At 39.3% G+C, this 19,839-nt stretch carries 14 protein-coding genes; 6 read left to right on the top strand and 8 right to left on the bottom strand.

Features of this window, described 5'->3' with window-relative positions:
• Nucleotides 1-7: 7 nt before the first annotated feature.
• The 4 genes from dndB to dndE are packed head-to-tail and all read left to right on the top strand — an operon-like array spanning nucleotide 8 to nucleotide 5,043.
• Nucleotides 8-1,096, top strand: a complete 1,089-nt coding sequence (gene dndB, locus JF50_RS19415) for a DNA sulfur modification protein DndB (protein WP_039610245.1) — start codon at nucleotides 8-10, stop codon at nucleotides 1,094-1,096.
• Nucleotides 1,089-2,744 carry a DNA phosphorothioation system sulfurtransferase DndC gene (dndC, locus tag JF50_RS19410; RefSeq protein WP_039610244.1) on the top strand — a complete coding sequence of 552 codons (1,656 nt, stop codon included), beginning with the start codon at nucleotides 1,089-1,091 and terminating at the stop codon, nucleotides 2,742-2,744. Before dndB ends, dndC begins: the two co-directional genes overlap by 8 nt.
• Nucleotides 2,744-4,708, top strand: a complete 1,965-nt coding sequence (dndD, locus tag JF50_RS19405; protein ID WP_039610243.1) for a DNA sulfur modification protein DndD — start codon at nucleotides 2,744-2,746, stop codon at nucleotides 4,706-4,708. The genes dndC and dndD overlap by 1 nt, the downstream gene beginning before the upstream one ends.
• The gene (gene dndE / locus JF50_RS19400) at nucleotides 4,708-5,043 is read left to right on the top strand and encodes a DNA sulfur modification protein DndE (protein WP_039610242.1); all 336 of its coding nucleotides are present in this window, start codon (nucleotides 4,708-4,710) and stop codon (nucleotides 5,041-5,043) included. The genes dndD and dndE overlap by 1 nt, the downstream gene beginning before the upstream one ends.
• Before the next feature lie 74 nt (nucleotides 5,044-5,117).
• Here the strand turns inward: dndE and JF50_RS26365 are convergent, their stop codons facing one another.
• The 8 genes from JF50_RS26365 to JF50_RS19370 all read right to left on the bottom strand — a co-directional run bounded on the left by JF50_RS26365 (nucleotide 5,118) and on the right by JF50_RS19370 (nucleotide 17,916).
• Complete coding sequence (locus tag JF50_RS26365; protein ID WP_052262332.1) at nucleotides 5,118-6,377, bottom strand: potassium channel family protein; 1,260 nt, start codon at nucleotides 6,375-6,377, stop codon at nucleotides 5,118-5,120.
• Nucleotides 6,378-7,454 carry a ParB/RepB/Spo0J family partition protein gene (locus tag JF50_RS19390; RefSeq protein WP_052262513.1) on the bottom strand — a complete coding sequence of 359 codons (1,077 nt, stop codon included), beginning with the start codon at nucleotides 7,452-7,454 and terminating at the stop codon, nucleotides 6,378-6,380.
• 215 nt (nucleotides 7,455-7,669) lie between these two features.
• Entirely contained in the window at nucleotides 7,670-9,661 is a 1,992-nt protein-coding gene (locus JF50_RS27940; protein WP_419177520.1) for a helicase HerA domain-containing protein, read from the bottom strand.
• A complete protein-coding gene (dptH, locus tag JF50_RS27935; protein ID WP_419177519.1) occupies nucleotides 9,576-12,146 on the bottom strand; it encodes a DNA phosphorothioation-dependent restriction protein DptH in 2,571 nt (856 codons plus the stop codon). The genes JF50_RS27940 and dptH overlap by 86 nt, the downstream gene beginning before the upstream one ends.
• 256 nt (nucleotides 12,147-12,402) lie before the next feature.
• A complete protein-coding gene (locus tag JF50_RS27930; protein WP_419177518.1) occupies nucleotides 12,403-12,567 on the bottom strand; it encodes a hypothetical protein in 165 nt (54 codons plus the stop codon).
• Entirely contained in the window at nucleotides 12,548-13,891 is a 1,344-nt protein-coding gene (gene dptG, locus JF50_RS19380) for a DNA phosphorothioation-dependent restriction protein DptG (RefSeq protein ID WP_039610929.1), read from the bottom strand. Before dptG ends, JF50_RS27930 begins: the two co-directional genes overlap by 20 nt.
• A 1-nt stretch (nucleotide 13,892) precedes the next feature.
• Complete coding sequence (dptF, locus tag JF50_RS19375) at nucleotides 13,893-15,485, bottom strand: DNA phosphorothioation-dependent restriction protein DptF (RefSeq protein WP_039610928.1); 1,593 nt, start codon at nucleotides 15,483-15,485, stop codon at nucleotides 13,893-13,895.
• 928 nt (nucleotides 15,486-16,413) lie between these two features.
• Complete coding sequence (locus JF50_RS19370; RefSeq protein WP_039610241.1) at nucleotides 16,414-17,916, bottom strand: calcium-binding protein; 1,503 nt, start codon at nucleotides 17,914-17,916, stop codon at nucleotides 16,414-16,416.
• A 418-nt stretch (nucleotides 17,917-18,334) separates the two neighbouring features.
• On the opposite strand from JF50_RS19370, the gene JF50_RS19365 reads away from it, so the two are divergent.
• Nucleotides 18,335-19,279, top strand: a complete 945-nt coding sequence (locus tag JF50_RS19365; protein ID WP_052262330.1) for a sensor histidine kinase — start codon at nucleotides 18,335-18,337, stop codon at nucleotides 19,277-19,279.
• A complete protein-coding gene (locus tag JF50_RS19360) occupies nucleotides 19,279-19,836 on the top strand; it encodes a heme NO-binding domain-containing protein (protein ID WP_039610240.1) in 558 nt (185 codons plus the stop codon). Before JF50_RS19365 ends, JF50_RS19360 begins: the two co-directional genes overlap by 1 nt.
• Nucleotides 19,837-19,839 lie beyond the last annotated feature (3 nt).

The raw sequence follows: 19,839 nt of genomic DNA, 5'->3' as shown, positions 1-19,839 counted from the left end.
AGTAGCAATGAGCCAAATCGTATCGGGTACTTCCTTTCCTGCAATCAGGGGAACCCAAGCAAAAACAGAATATTACATCGTTATGTGCCCACTAAAAAGGTTAAATAAGATATTTACCTTTGATGAAAGCAAATTACCTGTAGATCAACGAGCACAGCGTATCATTAACGAAGAACGCATACCTGATATAGCTAACTATATTTTAGATAACAGAGATAATTACGTCTTTTCTGCGCTTACCGCATGTATTAGCGGTGCAAGTGAGTTTGTACCAATTGGTGAAAGTAAACACGAACAAAAAATTGGTACTCTTTTAATAGATGAAGACGCTGAGCTATTTATCACAGACGGGCAACACCGTAACGCCGCAATTTTAGAGGCCATAAAGGCAGATCCATCGCTTGCTGATGAATCTATTTCAGTGGTGTTCTTTAGTAATAAAACACTCGAAGAGCGCCAACGCATTTTTAAAGACTTAAATCTTTACCCGGTTAAAACAGACTCCTCACTAAGTATCACTTACGATGATAAGCCTGACGCCATACTTTCAAAAACTGTCGTGTTTAGAAGTGAACAGTTCACAAAGCTTGTTCATATGGAAAAAAGTAATCTAGGTGTACGTTCTAAAAAGCTAGTTAGTCACAGCGCAATTAATAAAGCCACCAAGTACCTACTCGGAACCATAAATCAGAAAAACTATGAGTCACTCATACCTACAGCAACTGAATTTTGGCACGAAGTGCTAAACAATATGCCTGCATGGCAGCTGGTATGTGAAGACAAAGCATCTGGTGGTGATTTACGTGACGAATCAATTCACGCACACGCTGTTACACTTCATGCTTTAGGAATGCTTGGTGCATATTTACTTAAACACGATCCGCAATGGCAAAAAACCCTCAAAGGCTTGAGTGATATTAATTGGTCGCGTAGCAATAATGCTTGGCGCGGACGCTGCGTAAACAACAATGCTATGACCAATAACCGCAAAGCTGCTGAACTTACTTGTATTAAAATTAAAGAATTTTTAAACGTAACACTTACGAATAAAGAACAAAGTGCTGAACAAGCATTCCAAGGGGCAAATAATGACTGATAGTGTAGTACAGTCACATTCTGCTTTTGCTGGCGGGCTAAAAGAAGCCATTGAGCAAAGTATCGATCATATTAAAGTGCTCTACATGAGCGATAGTATTCCATGGGTATTAGGTTACAGTGGCGGTAAAGACTCAACAGCCATTTTGCAGTTGGTTTGGTATGCCCTGCAAGAGCTCAAAAAAGAAGGCAAAGCAAACAAAAAAGTACATGTAATTAGTACCGATACGTTGGTTGAAAACCCAATTGTTGCTTTATGGGTTGAAAAATCACTCGACAGAATGAAAGAGTCAGCCGATGAGCAACAACTACCTATCGTGCCACATCGCCTAACACCAGAAATTAAAGATCGCTTTTGGGTTAACTTAATTGGTAAAGGTTACCCTGCCCCGCGTATGAAGTTTCGTTGGTGTACTGATCGTTTAAAAATATCGCCATCAAATACCTTTATTCAAAACCTTGCGAATAAAAATGGTGAAGCTATTTTAATACTCGGTACACGTAAAGCAGAAAGCACTGCCCGTGCTGCTGTAATGGAGAAATTTGAGAGCTCAACCACCAACACCCGTAAAGCGCTTGGTCTAACCGAGAATGGTTCACTAGAGCGAGTTTGGGTATATACGCCTATTTCAACATGGAGTAATGATGATGTTTGGGTTTACTTAAACAGCATTAAAAATCCATGGAACTTCCCTAATCACGATTTAATGGGCATGTACCAAGGCGCAACAGAAGGTGGCGAATGCCCGCTGGTAGTAGACAAGTCAACGCAGAGTTGTGGCGATAGCCGGTTTGGTTGTTACGTGTGTACTATGGTAACTGAAGACAAATCAATGAACGCCATGATCTCAAACGATGAAGAAAAAGAGTGGATGTACCCGCTTGTTTCACTTCGTAATGAACTTGAGATAAATGATGCAGTGCGAGAGAAAAAGCTCGAAAAGCTGCGCCGAGATCGCAACAACCGGGACTTCCGCCGCATGAATGGTACGCTTACCGTGCACGTATCTAAACATGGTGCAGACGTAGTACACGGCCCTTATATTCAAACATTCCGTGAACACATGCTGAAAAAAGTGCTTGAAGCACAAGTAGCTGTGCAGCACATGGGACCGCCTGAAGTCAAAAACTTAGAGCTACTCCCAATTGAAGAGTTAGAAGCGATTCGAAAAATTTGGCTTGAAGATAAACACGAAATTGAAGACAACTTGCCAAAAATATATGAGCAAGTAATTAAAAAGCCATATCCAGGTAAACGCCGCGCGCACCACCCTATTTTAAACAATGACACCTTAAGTAAATTACAAACTTATTGTGAGCAACATGGCGATAAAGAAGGCTTACTTTACCAGCAAATTCGCGCCACCTTGAGCGTTGCAAATAAATACCGCAACCAACTTCGCCGAGCAAAACTAGGCGATGAGCTCAATGATGTGTTAGACAAAGGTGCGTTCAACAGCATGTTTGAAGCAAAAGAATTTGCCCTAGAGCGCGAACGTCATCGTTTACACATTAAGCTCACAAACGATCAAAGCCTCACAGCAAAAGAACAAGAAGAGATTAAAGACAAGATCCACATGATCACTAAGTGTATTAAAGAACAAGGTTATAGCTCCCTACCAGAAATTGAAGTTGTGGAGGTAAAATAATGTTATTGCAGTCTCTTACCTTACATAACTTTGGTATTTACAAAGGCACACACTCGGTTGATTTAACCGTTTCAAACGACAAGCCTGTAATTCTTTTTGGCGGGCTAAATGGTGGCGGTAAAACCACGTTTTTAGATGCATTACAGCTAGTACTTTATGGTAAGCATGCAAAATGCTCTAACCGAGGTAATCTCGCCTATGGTACATACCTAGCCAGTACACTTAACCGTTACGTCTCTAAAACTGAACAAGTATCATTAGAGCTGACATTTAGCCACACCACAGACACAGAAGCACAAACATTTACTGTACGCCGCGAGTGGAAGATAGCAAAGCAAGTTGAAAACTCAAAAGACAAAGTCACAGTAAGCTGTAATGGTGAACACGACCAATACATCGGCGAGCACTGGGATGAATTTGTAAACGAGTTTATACCTATGTCATTGTCCGACTTATTCTTTTTCGACGGTGAAAAAATAGAAAACCTCGCGCACCCAGAGCGCAGTAATGAACTAATAAAAACAGGCATTGAAAACCTACTAGGGTTAGATTTACTCAGCCAATTACACCTAGATTTAAATAATATTGAGCGCAAACGCAAAGCAGAAAACCTAGATACAAGCGTAATTGAAAAGGTTGAAACCTGCGAAGCCGATATTGAAGCAAACAACGATATTATTGAAGCGCTAAGCGTTGAAATTGCTAAGCTGAAAAACCAGCAAGGCAAAATAAATGTTGATATCAACAAAGCAAGGCAAAAAGTCCGAGACTCAGGCGCACACCTCATTGAAGAACGTGACCAAATTCGTTTTGAATTGGGTGCTATTGCTCAGAAGTTAAAAGACAGCCTACAACAACGCGTTAAGCTAGATGCCGGCATAGGGCCGCTTGGCTTAATTAAACCGCTACTTAAGCAAACACACAAACAAGCTGTACTTGAAGAGCAAGCAAGCGAAGCCAGCGCGCTTAATAAAGCCATTGAAAGCTACGAGGCGACGCTACTCAAATCGCTTGAAGGGCAAACACTGCCAGAAGCAGCGCGCACTGCGCTTGAAAACTCTATGGCAAGCATGGCAACAGAGCGCCAAGCTCTTGCTAATGTTGAAAGCTATGTCGGTTTACCAAGTAACTTATTTAATGGGCTTGAAGCAAAGCTTGAGCTTGACCAACAAGAGCGTGAAGCGCTTATTAAAGAGCGCGAAATACTACTTGAGAAAAAGGCCCTGTTTGAAAAAAAAGAAGAATCAATTCCAGATTACGAAACGGTAAAACATGTACTGAGTGAATTGGCACAGTTTGAAGCTGAATTTAAAAACGCACAAACGCTAATTAAAGCCAAATCAGCTGAGCTTGAACAAGCACAAGCAAAACACGCAGTGCTAAACCAGCGTTACACCAACCTGCTTACACAACAAAGTAAAGACACTTTTGAGCAAAAACGTTCGCTACAAGTGGTTGACCATATTGGTAAGTTAAAAGAGACCATGCAAGGTTTTGCTAAAAGCTTAATAAAAGAAAATATCGAACTACTGCAAGATAAAATTACTGAAAAATTTATTGCCCTTACCCGTAAAGAGCAGCTAATCAGTGGCGTGCATATTTGCTCTACAAGCTTTTCACTTACACTACTAGCACAAACCGGTGAAGAGCTCTCTCCTAGCAGACTTTCAGCAGGTGAACGCCAGCTACTTGCGATTGCTATTTTATGGGGGCTTTCAGAAGCGTCGGGTAAAGAGCTACCAACTGTTATCGACACCCCGCTTGGGCGGCTAGACGGTAAACACCGTACCCGCTTAATTGAAGGTTACTTCCCGTTTGCAGCAAATCAAGTTTTACTGCTTTCGACAGATGAAGAAATCATGAGCGATTACTACAGCAAGCTTAAACCCGCAATTAGCCGCGAATACCACATTCGCTACAACGAACAAGCCACCACCTCGACCATTTCAGAAGGGTATTTTTAATGTTACACACAATCGACACCATCAAACTTTCTGAAAAACAAAAGCAACAGCTTATTCGCTTAAAAAGCAAAACAGGGATTGAAAATTGGAATGTACTGTGCCGCTGGGCACTCTGCATGTCTCTAGCTGAAGAGTCAGTGCCGCCATTTGAAGAAGTCCCTAGCGACAGCAATGTTGAAATGACGTGGAAGGTATTTGCTGGCGAATACGGTGATCTTTATTTAGCGGTGTTAAGAGAAGCTTATCAAAAACAAAGTGCACAACTAGAAGGTGTGCACTTTGGTGATTTTGTTAAGTTGCATTTGAGTAGAGGTGTGGTCTACTTAAGTCAATAATATGCACTGTTAGCCTGCTCAAATTAAAACAAGAAGACCAAGCTTGGCGAACTTTTTAATTTGAGCTATGAGATTCATCGCGAATACTTCTTTATCAACGTACCTAAAAACAAGCTTGTTAAAACCAGACCCAAAAGGGCTTGAAGTGCAGAAAGAAACCTACTTTCACCAGCTACAGGTGAAAAGTCACCATACCCGAGTGTTGTAAAAGTAACGACACTATAATACAAATGAGTCCAATAACCTGGAGTAGCTGCCGGTTTTCCTTCTTGTTCTGTGCAATGTAAAGTTACATCTCCATTACATATGAACTCAGCTAACCCTGATGGAGCATTAACGCCAGTTTTCATGTAAATCAGTGCAAAGCCAAATATAACTATAATACCCCAACCAAAAACACGCCTAGGAGATTCTCCATATCTAGCCAATGCCCACAAAATAAACATCCAAATGCGCTTAAAGCTTAAACTAAGCCCTTTTTGCACGTGTTTACTTTCTTGAACATATATTTCGGAAGCTTCATCACTCATACCCGCTTCTTGGTATTGAACCCTACATTTACGGTACACACTTTTTAAAATTTCTTCTACATTTGCAATCCTGTGTTCTTCCTCTCCGTTAGATTGACTGCTACTAAACAACCGGTAAGTCTTATTCCATAATTGTTTAATCAAACACTTTCTATTGAATTCATTCTCTAAAAACTGAATTGCTGCTTTATATTCTTCTGCCGCAACATCGTGTGAATATTGTGATGTAAATATCTCAGCCTTCTTACAATGGTATTTGTAAGTGTCTGCTCGATGCTGTTCACTATTAAGTTTACATGCACTCAGCACAGCATCTAAAGCTCTTAACTTATCTGTATTTGGTTGCCTGGTATGGTCTCTATAATTAAAGTTCTTAATTGCATATTCAAATGCTTTATCTAATTTGCGCTTATTTGCTTCTAAAGCAGCTTCATATAACATATTTGCATCAGAAGTATTTAAATCGTTCAATTCTTTATCTAATAGCTGGTTTGCAACAGAAAAATCATAAGATGTAGTCTTAACTGGAACATTTTGTTTTTTAACGTGAGAAGGGCTTACAATGCTCCAATAGTAATTCTTGCCAATTACGATCACAGCTGAATGGTTGTTCTTTAACCACCCCTCGAAGTTATCGATTTCTAAATTCAGCCACGTTTCAATATCGTCGTTATCTTCCTCTCCAATAAGGTCGTTGTCATTTGTATATGAACGAATGAAGTCAGATCCACTTACTCGCTTTGTGGGGCTAGTATTTATTTCACGCTTCAACTCTTCTAAGGCCGCTCCATACCAATCTTTCACCTAAAGCTCCTCCAATAAATCTTTTATTGCAGTAACTACTTTAGTTAACTCTTCAGCTTCTTCATCTGCCAAATCTACACTGTCTAATCGGTTAAGAAACCTAATAAACTCTGTGATCTTAGTAATATTTAAGTTTGATGAATTATCAATACTCGTAGTAGCTCTAATCCTCTCCTCAGCTTGTTCGTTAGTGATATCACTGAGCAATACCCCTTTTTCTATTTGACTGCTTACAGACTCATTAACAATAGTTTTACAAAAACTGCGAGCCTCTGTAGGGTTATTGATTTCAGCACTTGTCGCATCATTTAATTTAACAATATGCCGGTACAAGATTCTTCTTTTTGATTTCGATGCGAATTGTTTGCCATCTTTCCAACCGAACCACTCCCTAGCATATTTATTAGATACAAATTCTAGCAACAACGCATAATGCTTTGGCTGTATATATTCACCATATTTTGAGTCACTTGCCATTTGAAGGTATGCAAGGTAACCATTCCTTCTCCTATTGGCTTCGATTCCAGATATACCTAATAGTTTACCAACTTCGTTAGCTGGCTTTCCTAGTTTAAACAAATCATCTACTAACTTCGCGCGCTGTACGCCCGTCCACTGCTTAGGACCAGAAACGTGTCTTATTCCCATCAGAGTTTTAAACTGTTCATCTATTTTTTCAGAACTAATCGCATCAATTAATACGACGCTTAAAGATGACATTTTATCAAGTAATGAGTCTGATAAGACTATGTAAACCATCAATGTGATCTCTATAAAGACTTTTAAAGCCGCTGTTCTTCTGTTGCCTTCAATAACAACATACTTATTTTCAGAACCTTTCAATTTCCTAACAACTATTCTATCAACATCTAGAAAACCATTAACTAATATAGATTCCATTAAGTCATTTAGTTGTTCTTTGGAAAGCTTTTTTTCTAACTCATTCTGAAGACTCTCAACTTGATCATCAGAAGTTACAGGCTCAATACCTTTATAGGCTAACCTATAATTATTCGGATCGAGCATTAGCTGATCGAGGGAAACTCTAATATCCTCTAATTCAACTCCAACGTTCATTATTTTTTCCTCGTTTGATTAGAACTAAACTAGTTCCCAAAAAGCCTTATCTTTGATATTTCTAATACTTTTTTTACCATCAATATACAGACTGGTGTGTTTCTCAAGTTCGCGAATATACTTCATGAGTCTTTCTTGTTCTTGCTTATCATCCACATTAAAAATACTCTTAATATCTTGGTTTTTAATCTGTGCTACTCGGTGAACTATCCAGCTTAAGATATAGATGAATAATCGTTTTCACCGGTTTTAAAGTGGGTAATATCTTGTGTTGATAGAATGACACCTACACCATATTCACGGCCTTCTTTTAATATTTTGCGAAGGCTGGCAAAGTTTTGTGACATAAAATTATCGGCTTCATCAACTAGCACTAATTTGGTCACTTGCCTAAAATCCCCCAGAACTTCTGGCTTACCTTGTTTTTGCATTTGCGAATAAAACAAGTCTAGTGTGAGTGCAACAACAAGATTTTGGATGCTTGTATCGTAACCAGCCAGCTCAATAACCGTTACGCCATCAACTAAGTCGTACAAACTTTTAACTTTATTAGCACAAGGTTCAAATACTTCAAAAGAAACTAAACTATCTAATGCGGCATATAGCGAGTCTTGTTCGACCTTTTCTTGCTCAAGATAAAGGTCCCAAAGATCACTTAAAGTCGGTGCGGGTATATTCCACGTAGTTTTATCAGAACGATCAATTCCAACATTTTGGTAAGCTTCTAAAATCAGATTTTTAAGCTTTGTTTGCTGTTTAGGTCCTAACCCAAAAGCCTTTGTCATTGTTGTAGCAAAAGCACTAGCTGTATGCACTGGCAGCTTTGGCTTATTCCCAAACAAGCTCAAAGGGTTGTATGGTAAGCAATCTAAGTTAAATGATTTGCCGTTAGTAGCATTTAAAAACTTATCATCAACATAGTCAGATTTGTAATCGAAAATCAAAATACCAATTGGTTTACCATCTACATTATTATGCTGGTTACGATAAAGCTGAGTTACTACCGATTTTGTACACTGGGTTTTACCAGTACCCATCGTGCCGATAATACCCGAGTTAGTATTCATAAACTTAGCGGTGTTTGTGGGCTCCCAGTATACAGGTGTGTTTTGGGATAATACATGACCTACTAATACTTTTAAGTGTTCATTGCTTTGTAGTTCTTCACTGCTACTTTTATTTTCAGTTTCTCCATTTTGACTGGTATTTGGCTCCTTCAAGTCAACAGTAGCCTGTTTTTCAACCTGTTGTTTTGTGGCAGAATCAGCCACTTTATGTATCTCGCTTAATAAATTAACTGTAGTTTTTTCATTAAGAATGTACCGCTCATCTATATGGTGGAGTTTTGCTGGTGTGAGTTCAGCAAATAATGTTTGCATAGGTGTTTTGACCCAGTGGCTTAAACAAGCTGCAGGCACTTCAATTTTTAAGATATTACTTTCAAGAGTAAACTTAGCTTGGGCGAAATAAGAATCTTCTACATTTACAAACAATAACCCAGCTGGGTAATCGGTTAACTCTGCAAGTTGATAATCACCTTGTAACCAATATGCGCTGTTGTCTTCAATCACATCAAAGTAATCATTTTCATACACGTTATACAATTTGTATTTATCAATTTGCATCAGCACTTGGCGCATAAATAAGCCACGGTATAAGTGCCCTGCTAATGTTTGTTGACCAAGTAAAGATTCAAAGTAGCTTTTTAATTCTTGTGCTTGTTTAACACCTTTACTGTGGGTTTGGCGTTTACCTGTTTTTACCTCTACAGGTAATAGAATAATTTGTTGGTCTTTAAAGCCAACAAACAAGATGTCGTCAGAGATCACGCCTTTTTTAAAGCCCTGCGCCAAACGTGACAAGTCACTATCAGCCATATTTAAGCCAAGGTTGCCTGCCACACGAATTACTTCTGCAATTGAAAGAGGCACCCAAGTAATATCACTTTTAGCGAGTAAACAATTTACATATTTGTAGGCACAAATAATGCCGCGTTTTTCTTTACGCTCGTTGTCATTGGCTGTAACTAGGTTAAGTAACCATTCGCCATTAAAGGCATTGAACTCTTCAATAATACCGCCATCATCACTTTCAAGTACCTTGTTATACAAACCAGTTTGCTTAGTTACGGTGATCGCGTCGTAATTCACTGAGTTTGTGTAATTGTCTGAGTAATGAATAAGCACCATGTTCTTTTTGGTTTTCAAAAAACTCTAAGGTGACTTTCGGGTCAATAATGGTTGTCCAAATAGAGTTTTCGTAAGAGCGCTCAAGTAGCGTTTTAAACTCTTCGGTCACCACAAGCGCTTGTGAACGTGATGGGTTGTATTCTTCGTGTTGGCTGCGCGCAGGTTTAACTAGCCCACTGTATTTAGCAACAAGTTCAAGCTGCGGCGCTTCGCTAGTATCAATACCATGTAAACCAAATGCGGTGTAGTAACGGCCATTTTTGTTGGTTGCTGCTTCGCCTGGCATCAAACCATGACACGCAACACCCGTTTTTTGCTTTAACACGTCAACATCAGTTGCTTGCACACGCTCATTATTTTTGAAAAAGCTCATATGCGCATAGGCTTGTGCTTTTTCACCTTTGTCGTGCGTAAACTTGCTATAGGTTAAACGTGTACGTAGCAAATCAATAATGCTATCAGCTTGTGTTTTAGCTGATCCTTTATTGAGTTCGCACAGGTCTTTTAGCTCGTCATAACTTGCTGTGTCTGCAAATTTATCAAACCAACAGTAGCTTTCGGCTTCGTCGTACAAATTCACATGTATGTTTGTGACTTTGTCCTTTTTCAATTTGATGTAGTCAATTAACCCTAAGAACACTTCTTTATTTTGTTGATTGTTAACTGAGTTAATAATCAAGGTAGTTTTATTACCAGCTACAAACAGGTGTTTAAAGGCTGCTGTGAACTTGTTTACCTTGTCTTTTACTAAACTACGTACAAAGTCATAACTGCTTTCTTGTTGCGGAATAAGCTTTGACCAAAAAACATTTTCTTTCTCAGAATGGTTGTATGAGAAATCATTTTTCGCGTCATACACAAACGGCATTAAACCTTGCACAGTTAAGCGGTTAATTGTGACTGGCGGTAGTTTTTTAAAACTGCCAATGTTCTTCTTATCTTCCGCTAACACACTTGCTAGATTGGCGTTATAAGCTAAAACAAGTGGGTGTAAAGGTGTAATATATTCCTGCTCAGAAAATTCAGCAAAACCAATATTCACCAAGGTTTTTTGAGCCTTACTTAATGGCGCATTAAAAGGTATTTGATTAATCTCTTGTTGGTAAGCCGCTACAATTTTAGTGATGATTTGTCGTAATTCAGCTCCCCAACCAGCCAGGCTAATAAGCGTTTTAGTTTTATGTAAGTAATCAAATAAATCGCGATACGCTAAAAATAACTCGTTATATACGCCTTCTATGTCATGCAGTAGTGTTTGCCCATTAGTCTGCTTACTTAAAGTTGACTTATCAACAAGCTGTGCTTCATATTGCAGTAAGGTTAAACGCTTTGCTTTGGGCGCTATTTCTTTACCATCTATTTGAACTTTATTTTTGCTGCGATTAAATTGCCCGTAGTAATCATCTTCAAATATATGGTTGAAGCGGCCTTGATCCAGCAGCAGTGGTAATGATAAAGAGTCCGTTGATACTTCGCCTTCAACATTAAAGGTCAGTTTTGTTTCTTTACCCTCTACCGTAAAACATACTTCGTCTGACTCACTGGCAAGTTTTTTAAAATCAACCGTGGCAAACTCTTGGTTATTCAAACACTCTTCGTTTCTTTGTACGGTAGCAGCATTACCCTCTTCAGCTATTTGCAGGGAGTTATCGTCTGTTTGTAAAGTGATGTACTGCTTTTTCTTATCAGGTTCAACTAAAAAGTTATGTTTGAAACCTTCTTCGAAAAAGTCATTTTTTCGCAGTACTAAAATTTTAAACTTGTGGGTTTCTTTGGGTTTATCAGTTTTAACTTGTACTGCAATATATCTTGCTTGCCCGTTAAAGCTGCCTGTTACAATTGCACGGCTACGCACACCGCCTAAATTTTTAATTGTGACTACTGCTTTTTGCTCGTAGTTATCATGCTGCACCGAACAATAACTGTCTTTTAGTTTTTGTTTGATAAAGCTTAAATCTAACTCAAAGGCGTGTTGATCAGCTTCTAAAAATAACAGTATATGGTTTTCTCTAAGACCTGCACCGCTCTCTGTTTTGGTTTTTGTTACATACTCCAAATGCGGGGCTTTAATACTCTCAAGCTCTAATAGCTCAGTACGGTTTTTATCTTGCTCAGCTAAACATTCGCCTAGATCTAGCGTTGTTTTATATCGTTCAACATCGTCTTTTGGGAAATGTTCTTTAACGAACTTTTCGCCTAAGTCTTCCGCAGCGAGTTTATCTTCTAGCTCATTAGGGAAATGATGGGTAATAAAATCGAGCTTATCGCTTAACTTACTATTTAACTCTAGGCGTTCTCTAATCGCGTCTTTATCATCCCAAGTTCCCTTAATAAGCTGCTCATCTCGAAGTCTACCTGTTTCTTCAAAACGTAAATCCCCGTCGGCAATCGCATAATAAAGCTTTTCAAAGCCAAACATGGTGGCTTCATCTTCGAGTATTTCTTCAAAGCTAAAATCAAGTAAGCATTCTGAAATTTGTGCAAGGTCGCCTTTTTTGGTCAATTAACCCATGTAAAAGCTGCTTTATTTGTTGTGGATGCCAAACAGCACCTTGTTGCGCAACGTCTTCGGTTGAATTTTTAAGTGTATCAAGTAACGAATTATGTATAACAAGTAAAGCCGTGCCTTTAGTTTCGCCCTCAAGGGCTGAAACTTCATCACGTAAATGTGCAATGTAGTTTTCGGTAAAGTTTTCACCTTCATATAACAGGAATTAGCTCAACATCACCATACTTTAATGTAGGTAAGTTGATACCTTTTACATTAATGTGTGTTTGTGATTCTTTGGTAAACGCTTGATAAAGTTTGTACCCTTTCCCTGCATCAGGCATGTGAACTGGTATCTGAAACCTACTTTTATTTCATTCGTCGCCCATTGATTAAAATGCGCAACTAAAAACTCTTCAAACTGTTTTTCTAACATACACTGCATCCCCGCTATCACTCATTCTTTCTACATTGCCCATGCGCTCATAAAAATCTATTAAGGTTTGTTGGCTTTGTTTATCAAAAAATACGCCTCTTGCTTCGAACTCTTTTACAAGCTCGTGAAAACGTAACTTTTCATGTGTGCCTATAGCTAGGTTTGTAAGTAACACAATTAAATCTTGATTAAAGGTGAGTACTTGCCCTGCTTTACCTCTTTTTTGAATGAAAGGGTTTAATATTTGATTAACCATGCCTTTTACAGGTGTTTCGTTATATTGCGCTAATCGCCCTGTTTTTCGATCAAACTGGGCATAAGTAACTTTTAACAAAGCTCTAATAGCATCTTCAATGCTATCTTGGTTTTGCCAAATTTGTTCTTTGTTAAAACGTTTCGCAGCGACACGCTGCTGTACAAACTCATTACCGAATTGGTTAAGCTTTGCCAACGTGCTTTGTTGTTCATCGCTGTTCTGCTCATTTAACTCTGTATAAAGCTGCCAAAGCGGTCGAATATTATTATTTTTATCATTTGGCTGTAGCGCTTCATTCATAAACAAATATGGAAATAAAAAGTGTATATATTCGTGGAGTTGCTTATAACCAAATGCCTTTACTTGTGTTCGTTCTTCACTTGCTCTTTCGTTATCTAATATAAAAAAGCAAGGCTTACTTTTAGGCTCACCGTTAGTCCAGTCTTTTATATTCAGTGCCATTTGCGAAATATATAAAAAACCGTATAGTCTGATCATCGCATTAAAGTTATTAATCAAATAATTAGGGTGGTCGTTTAAGAAGGTTAAGTCTTTTTTAAAGTAACCAGTTAAAAACGGTAGGTAGGTGGGCAGTTCTTTATACTTTGATTCAGCTTTTTTACCAGTTACATAAAAGCTATCAAACTCGTTTTTAATTTCTTGCTCTAAAAAGTTTAATTCACTCTCAGGGGACTTTGTAAGGCTAAAGCCATTTAATAGACCAGCAAACATCGCTCCCATTTTTTTATCATTTTCACTAATTTCTTTATCTACAGCTTTAAAAATCAGTAGTTCGGGTGACACTTTATAAAGCTGGTCGTTCACAAAGTACATTTTCTCAAGCACTGACCATAGCTCAACTTCATCTACTTTTTCTGTTATCCGCGTTTCACATAACTCTTTAAAGCTATCTACGTTTTCTTTAACTAGCGCCTTGTCGTAAAGCAGGTGAACAAAAAGACCAAGAATTGTGTCCCAGCAAAACTTATAGTGTTTGTCTTTTGTTCTTAAAGGTAAAAATGAACCAAATCCATTTTTCTCTGGTGGTGTTAGTGTTTCTTTTAACATATTAAATGCCACTCACTTCAAATTCATCTTCATCAACTTTTTTAATACCAATGCTAGTATTGCCCTTCAAAATTTTGAGTGTGTTAACTTTATTAGCGACTTTGGAGATGTCTTCAATGAGTTCATCTAACAACACAACTGTGTTTTTGTCGTGTTTATTTGGTCGATAGCCGTCTTCTATTCGTTGTATAAGTTCGAGTAAATTAAGAGTCACAGGAATTGTGAGAGACTCACCTTGTACATTTAGACACGCTGTAAAACTGGCAGAGCTTTTGGGCGGATGGTTGATGATGTTTTTATGGTCTGCTTTCACTTCAAGCTCAGCAACTAGCTGATAACCGTTCAGTTCTTTTATTAAGTATTGCCCTTTATCTAGTTGCGGAGCATTGCGGTTGTTGTACTTTCTAATTGCAGAGCGGAGTAACTCGTTATAGAAAGGTTTTAACTGCTTTCGTTGTTTACCACTATTATCAAAATCTCTATGTAACTGATAAATTTGTACGTATTGCTCAATTAGGCTTTGACTATAATCTTGAACAAACTTTGCATGATAATTATTACTAAACTCAGCTCCTTTAAGTACATAGAAAAGCCGTAAATATGAAAACGCGTTTGATAATGGCTCAATACCAAATTGCGAAAGTGAATCACAATACTCATCAAAAGCTTGGTCTGTGAGCCCTAAGTCTTTTTCTATAACAAATGAGTCGATATTCTTAGTGCGGTTGTGTGCGGGGTCGAAATCTACCAGTTTATTTGCCAGTTCGTTATCACCACCAGCAAATAGGTTATCAAATAAATATTTTGGCCCCGTAATTAACAAGAAAGTAAAATCTAGTAAAGCACGTGCAGTTAAAAACTGGTCACGCATTAAACGAGCTTTAAAAAGAAGCTCAATTATATTGCTTTGGACTGCGGGTAAGCTTAATAACTTATAGTTGGCTTGAATACGACGACTTTCTTTATCTTTGTTTTCAAGAATATCTTTGTCTACAAGCTGGTGGATTAAGCTGTCATTCGCAGTTAAACGCTGCAAAAACTTCTGCGCAAACTCAGCTGTGTAGCCAGTTTCGTCAATGTAAAACTTTGGATAATCTTCAAAGCTAATAAAGGTTATATTACCTACTATTTTAACACCTTCATACAAATAAGATTTTATTGCCTGTTTGAAAGCAACATTTTCACCTTCTTCGGCGTAGTTACCAAGCATGCCCGTATTAATACCGACCACAAGTGGGTAGGTGCCTTCATCAAAGTCAGCAAATACTTTATCCAATGTTTGAATAGCATTTTGACTTGGTTCAAAACTGTGTGTCGCGTCTAAATGAAATTTTATACGAGCATCAAATTTCTTTTTAAACTTGGTAAGTAACTCAGATTTACCATCACCACTACTACCACAAAAAAAGAAGATTTCTTTGGACCCTGAAGCCATACTTGAAAGTTGCTTTTGGACATCAGCTTCAATCGGCATTTCAATGAAGAGCTCTTTTTTAATTCTGCGATGATGATTCATTTCACCTTCACTACGTTCTGTAGAGACAGCATAAGGTGATGCCATTGACATGACACTAAGGGCTTCTTTTAGGCGCATAAAAATCCTGTTATCACACGGTCGTTCGTCCTTAACCGCGTTACGTAAATACTTATTGCCAGAGATTTAATATAAAACTCTGATTATTGACGTATTAAACACGAATTTTTTACTCATTTGTAGTGCTTCAGCTCAAGTTTTGAGCACTTAACTTCCCTTAAATCAATTTGTTTGCGCAATACGAAGCCAATAAACAATTAAAAAACTTTTAAAGGTAGCAATAACAATTAAAAATTTACATTACATAGGATTACACCTTATATAGTTCCCTCCGAGCAGCTTAAATACAATTTATATCTGCAAGCACTCCACTTCATCATTGTAAAGCCATTCTTTTAATCAACCTCAATGATTAGCGCTTTGGGTAAGCAGAAAATGGATCCTGACGTTCATCAGGATGACGCAGTTTGGGTTCTGTTTAAATCTAAACGTTCGTCATTGTGGGCTTGCCCCGCAATCTATTCATTTAAACAATCTGAATGATTGGCCCTTTGAATGAGCAGAAAATGGTTCCTGACGCTCGTCAGGATGAAGGGGTTGAAACCTGCTTTCTATTTAAACGCCCGCCATTGTGGGCTTGCCCCGCAATCCATTCTTTTAAACAATCTCAATAGTCAGCGCTTTGAGTGAGTAGAAAATGGATCCTGACGTTCGTCAGGATGACGCAGATGAAACTCAGCTTCAATCTAAACACCCGTCATTGTGGGCTTGCCACGCAATCCATTCTTTTAAACAATCTCAATAGTCAGCGCTTTGGGTGAGCAAAAAATGGATCCTGACCTTAGTCAGGATGACGAAAGTTAATACACCACTGCACGCACTCAACTAAGATCCAGAACCCAATCCCTAATACCAAAGCCACACTCACCCACCATCAAAAAAGCCCACAAATGTGGGCTTGGGTTGATAACCTAATTACCAGATCAGGTTAGTCACATGAAATTGTATTGCCGTCTTTGTTATAGCATTGCTGGCTTTGGCCGATTTGCCATACACAGTTATAAGCCACATTGTCTTCCATACAGTGAGTATATGTACCATACATGCCATTGCCTGGATTGAACGACACTTTCCACTCGTAATATGACCAAGGCGTGGTCGCGCGGTTATCTAACCAGCGGTAAAACACCGACGATGACACTATGTCATACAAGGCATGGGGCTTTTGGTTTTCTTTATAACTACGCCAACCGTTTTTAAAACCTGAGTGCGAGTTATCCATTTCTACTACGGCATCAGCGGCATCAAAATATGGATTATCAAAGTTACTGCGCTTATCCACTTTTGACAGCAAGCCTTGATAGTCATCTACCCAAGTCGTGCCTTCGCATTTGTCCAGGAAGACCATACCTTTGTCATTGCCCTGACCACATGACCCTTGTGGAGCACTGTCGCCAGTCCAAATGTAATCGCCGTTTTTACCGCCTTCAATTTTGGCATCATATCCCGTTGAAAGCGCGATGATCACATCGTTTCCTTTACCCCCTTCTTGATCAGAAAACTCGCCGTTGGTCACGAGGATATCGTCGCCGTCATTACCCCAGGCTTTGTGCCAACGCTTGTTGTTTGAATTGCCGTCGCCATCTTCAAACAACGCATCATCGCCGTCGCCACCATGCAAGCGGTCTTCACGGCCTTCGTTACCCGCAAGGTAATCGTCGCCGTCATCACCATGTAAAGTATCGCTGCCTCTGCCGCCGCTTAGCACGTCATGGCCGTTGCCGCCATACAGCTTATCTGCGCCGTCTTTACTGTGGTCACAGTGCGGTGCATCGTAAATATCACCGCCATTGGCGTTTTCAAGCACACACCCGCCGCCAATGTAATCATTATCATTGCCGCCGTACAGTCTATCTTCGCCTTGACCGCCCATGATGAGGTCGCCGCCATTGTCACCTAAAATCGTATCGTTGTTGTACGAGCCCAATAATTTGTCATGGCCACTCCCACCGCGGATAGAGTCATTACCATAACCGCCATCCACTTCATCATCGCCATTGTCACCTAAAATGGTGTCGTTACCGCTGTTCCCAAAAATCGTATCGTTATTATTTCCACCGCGAATATAGTCATTCTGACGACCAGTAGTGATGTGATCGTTACCATCGCCGCCATACACCTTTTGAATGACATTGACATCCTTGCCGTTGTAGGTGTCATTGCCACTGTTGAGTACGGCATAAACCTCATCAATTTGGCTCAAATAAAAATTATCGCAACTGCTACTGTTACCCACTCTTCGAGTAACCTTTAAGTTGTCACCAGACACACTCAGCGTGAACTTCTCGCTGCTATTCGTGCCATTAATTTTTAGTGTATCGCCGTCAATGTAAGCGATTGCGCCATCACTTAAGCCGCCGCAGCCCGCCATCGCATAATTTGACAAACCCAATGCCAAAGCTGCGCAGAGTGTACTTTTTTTAAACATCATTTTATTTCCTCAATATGATTGATATAGAGGCATTTTTATTCCTTTACCTGCCTACTCTTGAGGAAGCTAAAAAGCAAATAAGTAAGAAAAGTGAAGGCCGCAACTCCCAGCCCTTTTTGGCGTAAACGGCATGTATTTTGGCAGCATCTGCCAGTACCAACTTGCAAAACAGCTTTGCTTTTCGCAAATTGAGACTCACGGCTTTTATATCGTGAAATTTTGCATTTTGAGAATTAATTACGCCTTTTTAGGTCTTTGCAAAATGCAAAAAACGCATTTACATTCGCCGTCAAACTGAGGCTGGCTATTCCTTACTTGCTGTTTTTTATAGGTAAAAAATACAAAGTTGATATTGAGAGCTAAATTGGAGCTATTCTTGCTTCGTTGCTTATAAATGTAACAACTAGATTGGATTTGCATGACAACACTAGAAGCAAGTAAAACCATCGCGCTGCTTGAAAAAAAGCTGCAACGTGCGCTAGCAGGTAAAGCACATGCTGAAGATTTACTCGAGTCCAGAGCTCGCAGCTTGTACAAAGCCAATGAAGAGCTTTGTGAAGCACTTGAAGCCCTTAAAAAGCAGGAGGTGCAACTAATTCAGCAAGAAAAAATGGCGTCATTAGGCCAGCTATCTGCGGGCGTTGCACATGAACTCAACACCCCTACCGGCTATGCTAAGTCTAATATTGAGACGCTAAAAATGTATCTCATCACGTTACTGGCGTATCAGGAAGATCTTGAAAAAATGGCACCAAACGAGCAAGCAATGTTAGCGCTCAAATCCAGTTACGACGTCGCCATTATTCAAGACGACATTCCCGATTTAATGGATGAGTCTTTGTGTGGCTTGAATAAGATCGCATCTATCGTTACTGAGTTGCGTAACTACACACACATCGACAACGAGGAGATGGTACCTGAAGATCTTAACCTAGTCCTTGACCAAGCCATCAATCTAGCACAGAGCAGCTTTAAACATCACGCGACCTTGAACACCCAACTAGGCAAATTACCCAAGCTTGTATGTAGCGGTAACAAGCTGTGCCAAGTGTTTTTAAACTTATTGATCAATGCTGGTCAAGCAATTGAGAAGCTAGGCAAAATTGACATCAGCAGCAGCTTTGATGAGCGCAATATTTACATCACTATCGCCGATGACGGCATGGGGATCTCAGCACAAAATCTACGCAATATATTTGACCCATTTTTTACCACTAAGCCAGTCGGAAAAGGCACAGGGTTGGGCCTCTCGATTTCTTATAAAATCATTCAGCAACACAAAGGTAAAATCGCCGTTGAAAGTACAGAGGGTAAGGGTACGCGCTTTACCATTAGTCTGCCATTCAAACCGGAGTTTGCATAATGAAAGGTCATATTTTTATGTTACTTGAAGAATTTGTCACTGAAGTTGCCGGTGAAGAAGTATTATACGACGCTTTTGAAGCCTGCTCGTTTGATACTAACACCGCATTTGTGCGGACAGAAAACTACCCTGACGAACATCTTATTGAATTGGTCGATATCGTCATCAATAAAATAGGCATTACGCTCGCACAAGCGCATTTTAGCTTTGGTAAATGGCTTTACCCAAGGCTGTCAGGGTTACTGCCTAAGCATTTCACTGATTACGCACACCCCGCGTATGTATTACAACAATTGGATGACTTACATCATATCGAACTCAAAAAGCTTTACCCAGATGCACTGCCGCCAAAATTCCAATACAACACGTTGTCCTTATTTGAAGCGCAGCTTATTTATACTTCGTCACGTAGAATGTTCGATCTGGTTGAAGGCGTATTGGCTGGTATGGCCGAATACTATGGCGTACAAATCACCGTTACTAAACAGCTAAATTGGCAAGAAAACCCAAACAGTGCAAAGTATTTAATTACTTACGCTAACGGCGTTGAACTGTGAAAT

The sequence above is a fragment of the Pseudoalteromonas luteoviolacea genome (assembly GCF_000814765.1).
In the GTDB taxonomy this organism is placed as follows: domain Bacteria; phylum Pseudomonadota; class Gammaproteobacteria; order Enterobacterales; family Alteromonadaceae; genus Pseudoalteromonas; species Pseudoalteromonas luteoviolacea_H.
This window is presented reverse-complemented; position numbering and strand designations above follow the sequence as displayed.